The following is a 12,183-nucleotide window of genomic DNA, read 5'->3' as shown; positions in this document are numbered from 1 at the left end:
ATTCGGATGTCATTGCGGAATGACGTAGCAGGCAATCTAGTAGAGAAAATGTCGCCACAAAACTGACAACTCCGCGACATTGACATCACAATGGTTCGCATTGATTGGTGCGCCGTTCGCCACGGCGCTTTGGCCCACCGACCCTTGTTGCTCAGCGGCGGAATGGAAGGTTAACCTACGGCCCGCATTCCAGCGGCAACATCCGCGACGGGAGACAACAATGTTCGGAAAGTTCTCGCGCCGGCAGTTTGCGGGCCTTGCAGGCCTCTCGGCGCTCGGTTTGACCGGCCCTGCCGAGGCTGCAAACCGCGCGTCGCGGCCGGACGGCACGAACTTTCCCACGGGCTTCGTCTGGGGCACCGCAACCTCGTCCTACCAGGTCGAGGGCGCGGTCAATGAGGACGGCCGCGGCCCATCGATCTGGGACACTTTCACCCACACATCGGGCAAGATCGAGGACGGCTCGACCGGCGACCGCGCCAACGATCACTATCACCGCTACAAGGAGGACGTCCGCCTCATCAAGGATCTCGGCGCCAAGGCGTATCGGTTTTCGATCGCCTGGCCTCGGGTATTTCCCGACGGCACCGGCACGCCGAACCCGAAGGGCCTCGACTTCTACAACCGCCTGGTCGACGAGCTGCTGGCGAACGGCATCGAGCCCTACGCCACGCTCTATCACTGGGACCTGCCCCAGGCGCTGCAGGACCGCGTCGGCGGCTGGCGCTCGCGGGACACTTCGAAGGCGTTCGGCGACTATGCCGGCTACGTGGCGCAGCGACTGACCGACCGCGTGAAGAACGTCTTCACCCTCAACGAGGTCGGACGTTTCCTCCCGTTCGGCTATGCGCTCGGCGTCGACGCCCCGGGGCTGAAGCTGCCGGCTGGCGAGGTGAACCAGGCGCGCCATCATGTGGCGCTGGCGCACGGCCTTGCGGTGCAGGCGATCCGCGCCAAGGGCCGTGCCGGCACGCGGGTCGGGCCGGCCGAGAACATCACCGCCTGCGTGCCCGCCTTCAACACGCCGGAGAACATCCGCGCCACCGAGACCGCGACGCGCGAGCTCAATGCAGGTTTTCTCGGTGTCGTCCTCGAAGGCAAGTACACCGAGGGATTCCTGCAATATGCCGGCGCGGATGCGCCCAAATTCACCGCGGACGAGCTGAAGATCATCTCGCAGCCCAATGATTTCGTCGGGCTGAACATCTACGCGCCGCAATGCTACATCCTTGCCACCGACCATGCCCCCGGCTGGAAGCCGCTGCCGATGCCGGCTTCCTTCCCGCATATGAGCTCGGAATGGCTGCGGATCGCGCCAGAGACGATCTATTGGGCGCCGCGGATCGCCGCCAAGCTGTGGAACATCAAGAGCATCTATATCAGCGAGAACGGCACGTCCGGTGAGGACAAGGTGCATCCGGACGGGCAGATCTACGATCTCGACCGCATCATGTTCCTGCGCAACTATCTCGCCCAATTGCAGCGCGCGACCGCCGACGGGGTCCCGGTCCACGGCTATTTCCTGTGGAGCCTGATGGACAATTTCGAATGGATCTTCGGCTATGAGAAGCGCTTCGGCCTCTACCGGGTGGATTTCGAGACCCAGGCCCGGGTGCCGAAATTGAGCGCGGCGTTCTACCGCGACGTGATCGCGCGCAACGCGATCGGGGTGTGATCTATCCGGCCTGCGGCCGCGACCCGGACCACGCGCGCTTCAGCAGGTCGCGGATGCCGCTCTCCTCGATCGGCCTCGGATTCCAGTAAGGATTTTTGGTGGCGAGCGCGGCCGCCTTTGCGATGCCGTCCTCGGGCATGCCGATCTCGGCGAGCGAGCGCGGCGCGCCGAGCCTTGCCGACAGATCGAACAGGCCATCGGCGGCGCTGGCCGCCCCAAGCGCGTTCGCGGCACGGCCGATCGCCTCGCGTGCGGCCGGCGTGTTGTAGGCGATGGTATGCGGCAGCAGCACCGTATGGGTCTCGGCATGCGGCAGGTCGAACAGCGCGCCGACGGTGTGGCAGAGCTTGTGATGCAGCGCCATGCCGACGGTGCCGAGACAGACGGCGCACAGCCAGGCACCATAGAGCGCGTCCGCGCGTGCCTCGAGATCGCGCGGACGCGCGATCACGTTGGGCAGCGACGAGGCAAGCTTCGCAATCGCCTCTTCCGCCATCAGCCAAGTGATCGGGTTGCCGTCCCGCGCGTACAGCGCCTCGGCCGCGTGCGCGATCGCGTTGAGGCCGGAGATCGCGGAGAATTTCGCCGGCATCGAGATCGTCAGGTTGACGTCGTAGATCACGGTCTCGGGCAGGATCTTGGGCGATGATTGCGTGGTCTTGACGCCGTCGACGGTCTCGCCGAGCACCGGCGTCATCTCGGAGCCGGCATAACTGGTCGGCACGATCAGTTGCGGCAGGTCAGTGCGCAGCGCAATCGCCTTGCTGAGGCCGGTCGCGGCACCGGCGCCGATCGCAACCACGCCGTCCGGCTTGAGCTCGCGGACGATCTCCATCGCATGTTCGGTCACCGCGACCGGCGTGTGCACCACTGCACCGTCGAACAATCCGGCCACACGGCCGCCGGTCAGGTCAGCAAGATCGCCGAGCTCGGCCTGCTGCCGCCGGCTCGCCAGCACCAGCGCGCGATTGATGCCGAGCCGGTCGAGCTCGTCCGCCAGCTGCGCGACGGTGCCGACCCCAAACACGACCCGCATCGGGCTGACCTGGTAGGTGAACGGCTGCGTCATGGCGATTTCCGAAGCGTTGGTCAGCCGCGGCGCCAGTCGCGCGGCGTGCAGCCGAAGCGGTGCCTGAAGCGCCGCGTGAAATGCGACAGGTCGGAGAAGCCCCAGTCGAACGCGATGTCACCGATCGCGCGCCCGGCGACCGCGGGATCTCTCAGATCGCGCGCGGCGCCGTCGAGACGGCGGTCCATCACATGGCTGGCGAATGTCGTGCCGGCGCGCTCGAACAGTTTGTGGACATAGCGCTCGCTGATGCCGATCGCAGCCGCAATGGCGGCAACGCCGAGGCCGGGCTCGCGCAGCCTGCGGTCCACGGCGCGGCGCAGCGCAAGCCACGTCGCATCGGCAAGGCCGGCACTCTCGGCGACGCCGGCGCAGCCGCTGCGCGACAGGCTGAGCGCGACCAGATCGAGCAGCACGCCGAACAGCCGTGCGTTGTCCGCGTCCGAAGCACGGAGCGCGGATGTGTTCAGGACCTGCGCCGTCTCGGTGATGAGATGGCCGACGAAAGGATCATCCGAAACCCGCGCCGGCGCGACCTCGGGCGCCGACGGCAGCCGTTCATCGAGCGCCTCGGCCGGCACCCAGAACGAGGCGACCTGCAGCGCCGGGCCGCGGTCGTGCGGCAGCGCGAAGCGCTGGCCGCTGTCGAAGATTCCGACCTGCCCCGGCGACAGGCTGATCTCGCGTCCCGCCTGCTGGATCCGGCAGCGGCCGGCAAGCTTCAGATTGAGGTAGTAGCAGCGCCGGCTGGACGCGGCGATGTCGGCAGCGGAGCGCCGCACGACATGCTCCGGGAAGCTGACCCGGTTGACCGCGCCATCGCCGAGCCCAACGGTCTCGACGCGGGCGAGGAAGCCCGGCGTCGCCGGCGGCTCCGGCGTCAGGTTCATGAAGGCCTGGCAGATCGCCTCGCGGTAGTACGCGAACTGCTCGCCGGGCCTCGTGTCCGCGGTATTCCAGCTCAGCCTGCGCGAGCGATCCGCGGCGGCGATTTGCTGCATCAGTTCACTCCGAGCCCAGTCCGGTTCGCTCACAGCCAAGCGCGTTCCGCGGGTCCAGGTCAATATCCAGGTCAATATCCATCAGGAAGCGGATGAAACTTGCGCGTATCCCGGGCGGTCCGGACGCGGCAATCCAGACAGGGAGGTACAACATGTCGACCTATGTTCTCGTCCATGGCGCCTGGCATACCGGCGCCGAGTTTGAGCCGGTTGCGGCCGCCATCCGCAAGGCCGGCCATGTCGTCCACACCCCGACCATCAGGGGTAACCGGCCCGGCGACCGGAAGGATTCCGGCCTCGCCGAGGCGATCCAGTCGATCGTGGATTATCTCGCCGAGCATGACCTCAAGGACATCGTCCTGGTCGGCCACAGCTATGGCGGCATGGTCATCACCGGCGTTGCCGACGCCGCCGCGAACCGCATCCGCCGCCTCGTCTACTGGAACGCCTTTGTCCCGAACAATGGCGAATGCCTCAACGACATGGTGCCGCCGCACTATCGCGGCCTGTTCGACGCCATTCATGCCGAGCGGGGCGACGGCTCGGTGGTGCTGCCGTTCCCGATCTGGCGCGAGGCCTTCATCAACGACGCCGATCTCGAGACGGCGCAGCGCACCTATGACAAGCTCAACCCGCACCCGTTGAAGACCTTCCAGGACAAGATCGCGCTGCGCACCAATCCGGCCGAGATGCCGATCGCAAAGTCCTACGTGAACTGCACGGAGGACACCGCGATGCCGCACAGCCTGCCCTGGCATCCACGGTTGTCGGAGAAGCTCGGACTGTTCCGCCTGGTCCAGGTGCCGGGCAGCCACGAGCTGTGCTTCTCCAACCCCGAGCGGCTGGCGCAGGCCTTCCTCGACGCCGGCCGCGATTAGCGGCCTCCGTTTCACCTCGCCCCGCGTGCGGGGAGAGGTCGGAACGCATCATTAGATGCGTTCCGGGTGAGGGGGAGTCTCCACAAACGCAGCCATCACCGCAGATGCGGGGACGGCCCCTCACCCCAACCCTCTCCCCGTAAGAACGGGGAGAGGGAGCGCAGCGCCCTTGCTGCTCGCCCCAATCCCGTGATGCTCTACGCCACCGCTCTGTATGCTGGCGCAGTCGCGAGGAAGCGGGCATAGGCGTCGGCGTCCGGCGGCGTGAACTTTTCGACGAGCGGGTTGCGGCGCGACGCCTTGGTGCCGATGTCCGCCAGCAGCTCGTCGAAATGCTTGAAGTGGTACGGCGCGACGCACAATCCGCCATAGACGCCCGCTGCCGGACGCTCGACGCGCTTGAAGTTCAGCATCATCGCGATGTTGTCGTGCATCTCGGCCGCGCTCGGCTGCCGCGCCAGCTGGCCGTCGGCGTAGCGCACCAGCCAGTTCGCGGCGAGATCGGCGCACAGCACGGTGCAGAAGCTCGAATTGAAGCCGACGAAGCCCATGTCGGGCAGATCGGGATTGGCGATCAGCCGGTAGAGCCGGTACTGCCCGTCGGGCTCGACCAGCTTGCTCTGATACTCCTCGGGCAGGAACGGCACGCCGAGCTTGTAGCCGATCGCGAGCACCGCGACGTCGGCCGCGACGCGCTGGCCGCCGCTCATCACGATGGTCTTGCCGTCGTAATGGTCGAAGGTACCGCGCACCGCCTTGATCCGGCCGTCGGCGACCATCGGATAGAAGCCGGGGGTTGCGATCGGCACCGAGCAGTTGACGCCGTCCTCGATCCGCTCCTTCGGCACCATGCCGCATTGCTTCAGCTTGAGCTGCATCTTCAGCATGCTCTCGAGCCCGCGCCAGTTCGCCCACACGAACGGCTTTGCCACGACATGCGCGAGGCGCGCCATCGGCCCGATGCCCCAGCTGGCAAACATCTCCTCCTGGGCGCGGATGTAGAGGATGCGCTTGAAGTTGACGAGGCCGCCGACGAAATAGGGAATCCGCCAGACCGGCTCGCGAAACACGATGGTGACTTCGCTGGCGCCGGAATTGACCGCATTCACCGCGATGTCGGTCGCCGATTTGGAGCCGCCGAGCACCACCACCTTGCGGCCCTTGGCAAGCGTTGGATCGCCGTATTGCGATGAATGCAGGATCTGCCCGCCCTGCGCGCTTGAAGCCGTCCTCGCCGGCCAGCGGCAGGGCCTGCGGCTCGTTGAATTGCCCGGTGCAGACCGCGACGAAGTCGAAATCCTCGTGGCCGGTGGCGCCGTCGGTCGAGCGCAGCGCCAGCGTCCAGCCCGGCCTGCCGTCAGTGCGACGCGTCATGGTCTCGACCTTGGTGTCGAACCGCATCGCGCCGTCGAGCCCGTGGCTGCGGGCATAGTCGCGCAAGTAGGCATGAACCTGCGGACCCTTCGGCCATTCCGGATAGGACTCCGGCATCGCCTTGTCGGTGTAGCGATAGAGCTCCTTCGGGCTCTGGGTCTGCACGTCGGGATAGGAGCGCGCCGGCTCCCAAACGCCGCCGAGATCGCCGCTGCGCTCGATGATGGTCACCTTGTGGCCGCGACCGGCAAAGGCCTTGCCGGCGGCGAGCCCGGAAATGCCGGCGCCGATGACGCACACATGCTTCTGCTTGACCATGAAACCGCTCCGAATTGAATGAACAGGTCCAATTTCGTTAAGCGCACGCGTCCCCGTCATCGCCTGAGTCCAGCTCCGGCGATTGCCGCCTCGTGTGCGTATTGTCTGTTTGACCGCCGGGCTAGTCGTTGGCTTCCGGCGGCAGGAAGTCCACCTCGTGCTCGGCGGAGATACGCACCACCTCGGCGGGGTCCTGCAGATTGTGCAGCTTCTCGAATAGCGCCTCGAGCTTCTGCATCGGCGACACCCAGAACAGCGCCCGCGCCGGCTTGTCCGACTTGTTGAAATAGCCGTGCGGGATGCCGCGCGGCATGCGCACGAGGTCGCCGGCCTTGGCCTGCACCCAGACGCCGTCGAGCTTGAGGTCGAGCACGCCTTCCTGCACCAGGATGAACTCGTCCTGGGTCGGGTGGATGTGCACCGGCACGAACTGGCCGGGATCGCTGTTGGTTTCGAACGCGAAGGTCGAGTCGGTGACCGCCTTCGGATAGTAGATTTGGCCCAGGATATTCCAGGTCTTGCCGCCGTAGCCGGTGCCGGTTCGGGTAATGCCTTTTTCGAGCGTGCCCATGTCAGCCTCTCCAGTTTTGATGCGCAGTGCCGGCACGGAGCCTGTCGCCGGCCGGTGAGGCTGTCTAGCCGATAAACGAATCCACACCCGGCACCTTCATGCTGCAATGCGGGAGCATTGCGCCGGCCAGCTGCTGCCCAATGCCGTCGCATCGTCCTGACCGCCGATCAGGCAGATTGCACGACGAAACGGCGTTCCCCTTTGCCGCGGGATGCTCTAGGCTGCCTGATGTTTTAGACCTCAAACAACTCCGGACGGCCGGCGTGACTGCTGTTGGCAACGAGGTTTCGGCAAGCGCAAATCCGGCAAGCGCAAGGCTCAAGGATTTCGCACGCGTCGCGACGGCGCGCGTCGACGACGCGGCGGAAGCGATCGGCCGCATCTTCTGTCCGCACGATCTGACGCCGGTCGATCATTCCGCGAGCGATTTCTCCGCGCATCACAATTGCGCCGACTTCGACGGCTTCTCCGTCAACTATGTCGCCTATGGCGGATCGGTCGCGATCAATCCCGGCTGCCTCGACCGCTTCTTCCTGCTGCAGATGCCGCTGTCCGGCTCGGCCGCGGTGCGGACCGCCGCGCGCGAGCTCACCACCGGACCACGGCACACGGCCTCGCTGCTGTCGCCGACCATTCCGACCGAGATGACCTGGCGCGGCGACTGCGCTCAGCTGATCTTGCTGCTCGACCGCAAGCTGGTCGAGCATCGCGCCGCGGCGCTTGGCGGCGTGGCGGTGAGGCCGGTCGAGTTCGATCCGGCCGTCGCGCTGAGCGGGCCACTCGGGCAGACGCTCTCGGCCAAGATCGAGCAGCTTGTCACGGCCGCCGAGCAGCTCGGGCCGCGCAAGGCTTTGTCGGCGGTCGCGGCGGCCGATTGGCGCGAGTCGTTTCTCAATGTGCTGCTCAACGAGCAGCGGCACAGCCTGAGTTCGGCGATCGATGTCTTCAACGGCCGCCACCGAGGCCCAGCCGGCCGCCTTGAAACGCGTGCGCGCCTATCTGGAGAGCCGCGCGACCGAGCCGATGGACCTCGCCGAGCTCGCGGAGATCGCGGGCACCGGCATCCGCGCGCTGCAACTCGGCTTCCGCCGTCACTTCGGCACCACCGTGTCCGAGATGCTGCTCGACATCCGCCTCGCCCATCTCAACGCCCGCCTCAAGACGGCGCGGCCGGGCGAGCGCATCGTCGATATTGCATTCGACCTTGGCTTTACCCATCTGAGCCGGATGGCGAGCGCCTACCGCGCCAAGTTCGGCGAGAGCCCGAAGGCGACCCTGCAGCGGCTGAGCTGAGCGGCAGTTCCGGGCGGCCCGGCCACGCCCTGCCCATCCGGCCAGTATCGCCGTCAGCCGCGACATCCCAGATTGAGGGAAGCCAACGGAGTTTCCCATGACCGAACCGAATATCCTGTCATCGCTGTCATCCGCCCTTGCAGAGACCATTGCACGCGCTGCGCCCGCTATCGTCTCCGTGCATTCGCATCGCGCGCGCGCCTCCGGCTTTGTCTGGAAGGCGGGCTTGATCGTCACCGCCGACGAAGCGCTGGCCGACGAGGGCGAGATCGAAATCCAGTTCGCCGACGGCAGCCGCAGGCCAGCGACCGTCGTCGGACGCGACCACACCACCGACGTCGCGCTGCTGCATGTCGAAGGAGATGTCGCCCCCGTCAAGCTCTCGACCGAGAACCCCGCGCTGGGATCGCTCGCGGTGATCGTCGCCGCCGACCGCGGCGCGCCGACCGCGCGGCTCGGCATGGTCGCACTGTCCGGCCCGGCCTGGCGCAGCCTGCGCGGCGGCGAAATCGATGCGCGGATCGAGCTCGACGTCCGGCTGCGGCACAGCCAGCAGGGTGGCCTCGCGCTGAACGCCGCGGGCGAGCCGTTCGGCATGGCCGTGCTCGGCCCGCGCCGCGTGCTGACGATCCCGGCGACGACCATCGAGCGGGTCGCAGGCCAGCTCGAGAAGAGCGGCCGCATCGCACGCGGATATCTTGGCGTCGGATTGCAGCCGGTCCGTCTCGACGACGGCCTCGGCGCGATGGTGATGAACGTCGACAAGGCCGGCCCCTCGGCCGCCGCCGGCATCCGGCAAGGCGACGTGATCATTGCCGTGAATGGCGAGAAGCTGTACGGCGTGCGCGCGCTGTCGCGCGGCCTCGGACCGCAGAGCGTCGGCACGGTGGTCGAGCTCACCGTGCATCGCGGCGGCGAGCCGCTGAACTTCAAGGTGACAGTCGGCGAGAGGCCCGAGACGTGAGCGGTGAGCCGGCCAACGACATCGTCATCGCGCTCGAGGTCGACGACGCCGTCCTCGCCGACCGGCTGGCGACCCTGCTCGGCAGCGTCGCCGGCCTGCGGCTCGCCGCGCCGGGCGAACAGGCCACGGCTGCGGTCGTCGCACGCAACCGCGAGGCCGCGGGCGGCGACTTCGAGCTGACGCCGCGCGAGCTCGACGTGCTGGCGCTGCTGGCGGAAGGCGCGTCCAACAAGATGATCGCACAGCGGCTCGGGATTTCCGTCCACACCGCCAAGTTTCATGTCGGCTCGCTGCTCGACAAGCTCGACGCCACCGGCCGCACCGACGCCGTCGCCCATGCCGCGCGGCGCGGGGTGATAAATTTGTGAGGGCTGGGATGACTGTTGTAGTGACGCTGAGCTGAGATTTCTCCACCCGTCGTTCCTGCGAAAGCAGGGACCCGTACGCTGCGGCGGATGTTGCAGGCAGGACTCGTCATTGTCGTCCTGGCGAAAGCCAGGACCATAACCACCGCATTTGACAGTGAACGAGATCGTGGCCCTAGCGTCGCGCAACATTGCGCACTTGGGGTAATGGGTCCTGGCCTTCGCCAGGACGACTGCGAATCTTCGTGCGCACTCGTCAGTTGCACGCAGCCACTGCACAGCGACCCCAAATCAGTGATTTGGAAAATTCCGCCCTGCGGACACCCGACTCAGTATTCGACCGGATACAGACGCCTTCACGATCTGGCTATGCAATCTTCAGCCAACAAGAAGAAACGGCATGAAGAAGCTGATCGGTCGTCATCGGGACATTCAATACACACTCACCAACATCGAACCCGACCTCTGGGCCTGGTCGTTCGACATCAACGGCAAGACCAGGCAAGGCACCACGCGCGCGCGGCTCGACCTGCTGGCGCGGCGGCGCGTCTGCACGCTGATCGATCGCGAATTGAAACGCGCGGAACGTACCAGGCCCAACGAGCCTGACTGATCGCTCTCCCCGGTGAGGGTCCATTGGACGGGCCGCGCCTATCAGAAATGAAAACTCCCGCAGCGCCGGCTGCGGGAGTTGTTGGCATCGGTGGCCGCGGGGAGGTCCAACCACCGATACCGACATTCGCTGACCCTGGTCAGGCTGTTTTGGCGAACATCGTCAGCACGCCATCGGCAATGTTGATAGCGACGACCTGCGACGAAGTCAGGCCCTTGGCCCTTGAGCGCGGAGACCGCCTGCGGTGTCGCGTCAATCGACTTCCGAAGCGACTGGATGTCGTCTTCCTTGGTCTTTGCCATCGCATCCTCGATCTTCGATCGCATCTCGGGCTTGAGGTCCTTGATGTCGACGACCTGTATGCTCCGGATGACGGTGGACTGATCAGATGACTGCGGCGGCGCATTGGGTTGCGTGCCTTGCGCTTGCACCAAGGCGGGCGTTCCGAGGACGAGCGCGGCAACAGTGACGAATGCTGTGAGATTGCGCATGGTCGATTCCTTTTCGAGGTCAGCAAGCGATAAAACCTACGCGCGAAGTTTGGCTGACGTCTGATTTTTCCATGGCCATTCATTGGAGCCAATGCGACCGCAATGCGGGCGTCGAAGCCCGCTCAGCCGCAGCGTCGACGTCCAGCACGTCGGCCCCGGGCGCGATTAACTACAATGCGGTGACGGAAATAGCGATCTCGAACCGTGGTCCGGCATAGCGCCTGTCATCCGGCCCACCCTCGCCGCACCCGACGTTCCAGACCGCCGGCCATGCGAACCGCTCCAGCCCCGTTGCCGATATCGCCGCGCACGACGTCCAGCGCGTGTCACCGCTGCGTCGCCACAGCACGCCGCCCGGTCCCATGTCCGGATAGAAGGCGATGTCGAGGTTGAAATCGCTGTTGGCACCGAGATCGGGACCGATCCAGTAATAGGGACTGCGTCCACGCTCGCGTCCAAGGATCAAGGTGAGCGTCTGATTCGGCCCGCGCAAGCCAAGCCAGAGCGGTGCGATCACGCCGGGCGCGGGCGTGCAGAGCAGCGTTTGTGGCGCGGCGGTGCGGCCCGCCAGTTTCAGCGCGATGACCGCCGCGGGCGCCAATGTCCCCGACAGCGGTGCAGGGCTGGTCCCGCGCGGCAGCGGCGACCACGCGGCCTGGTCCAGCGATGGCAGCGGCCATGCCAGCTGCTCGCGCGCCACACCTTCGGTATCGAGCACCTGATAGCGGAACCCATCCTGATCGAGCGCGGCCTGCACGCAATGCAGATACTCGACGCCTTCGGGCATCCGGTGCGCAGTGCCGGCGCCCGCCGTGCAGACCTGCAGCACACCACGATGAACCTGGACGTCGAATGCGAGAATGTGGCTGCACAGATAGGCGGTGACATCGGCGCGGACGAGGATATCCCAGAAGCGCTCGCGGTATTCGTGGCCGATCTCGCGCTGATAGCTGCCGCTGTAGCCGTTGATGGGGTACACGGGATGATGGCCCAGCACCAGCTTGTGCCTAGCGTCCTTGTGCTGTGCGAGGACCGCTTGCAGCCAGTCGGTCTCGACATGCCCCTCGCCGCCGAGGCCGCTCCACAGCGTGTGCACGAACACCATCACGAGATCGTCGCGGCGAACCCAGTAGGACAGCCCCTCCTGACCGGGCGGGCCGTTGCGCGGCAGCTGCAGCACCTCGCGGAACACCGCCTCGCTCATCTCGTCATAGGTGGTGTGGTTGCCGGTCGTGTGCCACAGCGGCACCGCGCGCCGGTCGAACCAAGACATCTCGACCTCGAACCAATGCCGCCATTGCGCGCGCAGCGCGTCGGCATCGGCGGTGAGGCCGATGATCTCGTCGCCGGGGAACAGAATGAATTCGGGCGCAGGATGCAGCCGGCGCACCACATCGTTCACCGATGCGAAGGTGCGCTCATGCAGCGCGCCCGGAACGCCCGAGCAGGCATCGGCATAGATCACGAACTGGTGGCCCGAATATCTCGGTAACAGAGCCGGAATTGCATCATCCATGGTCGGACCACGTCCTCGCGAGCCACATCATAAAGGAAGGCAGACTAATCGCTCA

10 protein-coding genes and 2 pseudogenes are annotated in these 12,183 nt (G+C 66.1%); 6 read left to right on the top strand and 6 right to left on the bottom strand.

What is annotated here, in order from left to right; translation table 11 throughout:
• Positions 1-220 precede the first annotated feature (220 nt).
• Positions 221-1,675, top strand: coding sequence for a GH1 family beta-glucosidase (locus ACVMIH_RS35130; RefSeq protein ID WP_057019250.1), 1,455 nt, complete (start codon positions 221-223; stop codon positions 1,673-1,675).
• 1 nt (position 1,676) lies between these two features.
• On the opposite strand, the gene ACVMIH_RS35125 is transcribed toward ACVMIH_RS35130, so the two are convergent.
• The gene (locus ACVMIH_RS35125; protein ID WP_057019249.1) at positions 1,677-2,744 is read right to left on the bottom strand and encodes a maleylacetate reductase; all 1,068 of its coding nucleotides are present in this window, start codon (positions 2,742-2,744) and stop codon (positions 1,677-1,679) included.
• 20 nt (positions 2,745-2,764) lie between these two features.
• Positions 2,765-3,745, bottom strand: coding sequence for a helix-turn-helix domain-containing protein (locus tag ACVMIH_RS35120; protein ID WP_456864865.1), 981 nt, complete (start codon positions 3,743-3,745; stop codon positions 2,765-2,767).
• A 152-nt stretch (positions 3,746-3,897) separates the two neighbouring features.
• Here ACVMIH_RS35120 and ACVMIH_RS35115 point away from each other — a divergent pair, with 152 nt between their 5' ends.
• Positions 3,898-4,623 carry an alpha/beta hydrolase gene (locus ACVMIH_RS35115; protein ID WP_456864863.1) on the top strand — a complete coding sequence of 242 codons (726 nt, stop codon included), beginning with the start codon at positions 3,898-3,900 and terminating at the stop codon, positions 4,621-4,623.
• Between the two features lie 197 nt (positions 4,624-4,820).
• On the opposite strand, the pseudogene ACVMIH_RS35110 reads toward ACVMIH_RS35115, so the two are convergent.
• Both ACVMIH_RS35110 and ACVMIH_RS35105 read right to left on the bottom strand, forming a co-directional pair.
• Positions 4,821-6,315: pseudogene (locus tag ACVMIH_RS35110) on the bottom strand (flavin-containing monooxygenase).
• A gap of 121 nt (positions 6,316-6,436) precedes the next feature.
• Positions 6,437-6,886, bottom strand: coding sequence for a cupin domain-containing protein (locus ACVMIH_RS35105; protein ID WP_057019245.1), 450 nt, complete (start codon positions 6,884-6,886; stop codon positions 6,437-6,439).
• Between the two features lie 263 nt (positions 6,887-7,149).
• Between ACVMIH_RS35105 and ACVMIH_RS35100 the strand changes: the two are divergent.
• The 4 genes and pseudogenes from ACVMIH_RS35100 to ACVMIH_RS35085 all read left to right on the top strand — a co-directional run bounded on the left by ACVMIH_RS35100 (position 7,150) and on the right by ACVMIH_RS35085 (position 10,121).
• A pseudogene (locus ACVMIH_RS35100) lies at positions 7,150-8,179 on the top strand (AraC family transcriptional regulator).
• Positions 8,180-8,276: 97 nt separating this feature from the next.
• Positions 8,277-9,143, top strand: coding sequence for a S1C family serine protease (locus ACVMIH_RS35095; protein WP_076830668.1), 867 nt, complete (start codon positions 8,277-8,279; stop codon positions 9,141-9,143).
• Entirely contained in the window at positions 9,140-9,511 is a 372-nt protein-coding gene (locus ACVMIH_RS35090; RefSeq protein ID WP_057019243.1) for a response regulator transcription factor, read from the top strand. The genes ACVMIH_RS35095 and ACVMIH_RS35090 overlap by 4 nt, the downstream gene beginning before the upstream one ends.
• A gap of 397 nt (positions 9,512-9,908) precedes the next feature.
• Positions 9,909-10,121, top strand: coding sequence for a hypothetical protein (locus ACVMIH_RS35085; RefSeq protein ID WP_057019242.1), 213 nt, complete (start codon positions 9,909-9,911; stop codon positions 10,119-10,121).
• A gap of 41 nt (positions 10,122-10,162) precedes the next feature.
• On the opposite strand, the gene ACVMIH_RS35080 is transcribed toward ACVMIH_RS35085, so the two are convergent.
• Positions 10,163-10,612 (bottom strand): hypothetical protein, encoded by a 450-nt coding sequence (locus ACVMIH_RS35080; RefSeq protein ID WP_456864861.1) that lies wholly within the window; start codon positions 10,610-10,612, stop codon positions 10,163-10,165.
• A 169-nt stretch (positions 10,613-10,781) separates the two neighbouring features.
• Positions 10,782-12,128, bottom strand: a complete 1,347-nt coding sequence (locus ACVMIH_RS35075) for a metallophosphoesterase family protein (protein ID WP_456864859.1) — start codon at positions 12,126-12,128, stop codon at positions 10,782-10,784.
• Between the last annotated feature and the right edge of the window lie 55 nt (positions 12,129-12,183).

This window comes from Bradyrhizobium sp. USDA 4503, assembly GCF_054055815.1.
The sequence above is the reverse complement of the archived record's forward strand: the minus strand, read 5'-3'. Positions and strand labels throughout refer to the sequence as shown.

Excerpts from the sequence above, each read along its gene's own strand:
- ACVMIH_RS35130 (WP_057019250.1), top strand. The coding sequence starts at position 221 with ATGTTCGGAAAGTTCTCGCGCCGGCAGTTTGCGGGCCTTGCAGGCCTC.
- ACVMIH_RS35075 (WP_456864859.1), bottom strand. The coding sequence starts at position 12,128 with ATGGATGATGCAATTCCGGCTCTGTTACCGAGATATTCGGGCCACCAG.
- ACVMIH_RS35115 (WP_456864863.1), top strand. The coding sequence starts at position 3,898 with ATGTCGACCTATGTTCTCGTCCATGGCGCCTGGCATACCGGCGCCGAG.
- ACVMIH_RS35095 (WP_076830668.1), top strand. The coding sequence starts at position 8,277 with ATGACCGAACCGAATATCCTGTCATCGCTGTCATCCGCCCTTGCAGAG.
- ACVMIH_RS35080 (WP_456864861.1), bottom strand. The coding sequence starts at position 10,612 with ATGCGCAATCTCACAGCATTCGTCACTGTTGCCGCGCTCGTCCTCGGA.
- ACVMIH_RS35125 (WP_057019249.1), bottom strand. The coding sequence starts at position 2,744 with ATGACGCAGCCGTTCACCTACCAGGTCAGCCCGATGCGGGTCGTGTTT.
- ACVMIH_RS35085 (WP_057019242.1), top strand. The coding sequence starts at position 9,909 with ATGAAGAAGCTGATCGGTCGTCATCGGGACATTCAATACACACTCACC.
- ACVMIH_RS35120 (WP_456864865.1), bottom strand. The coding sequence starts at position 3,745 with ATGCAGCAAATCGCCGCCGCGGATCGCTCGCGCAGGCTGAGCTGGAAT.
- ACVMIH_RS35105 (WP_057019245.1), bottom strand. The coding sequence starts at position 6,886 with ATGGGCACGCTCGAAAAAGGCATTACCCGAACCGGCACCGGCTACGGC.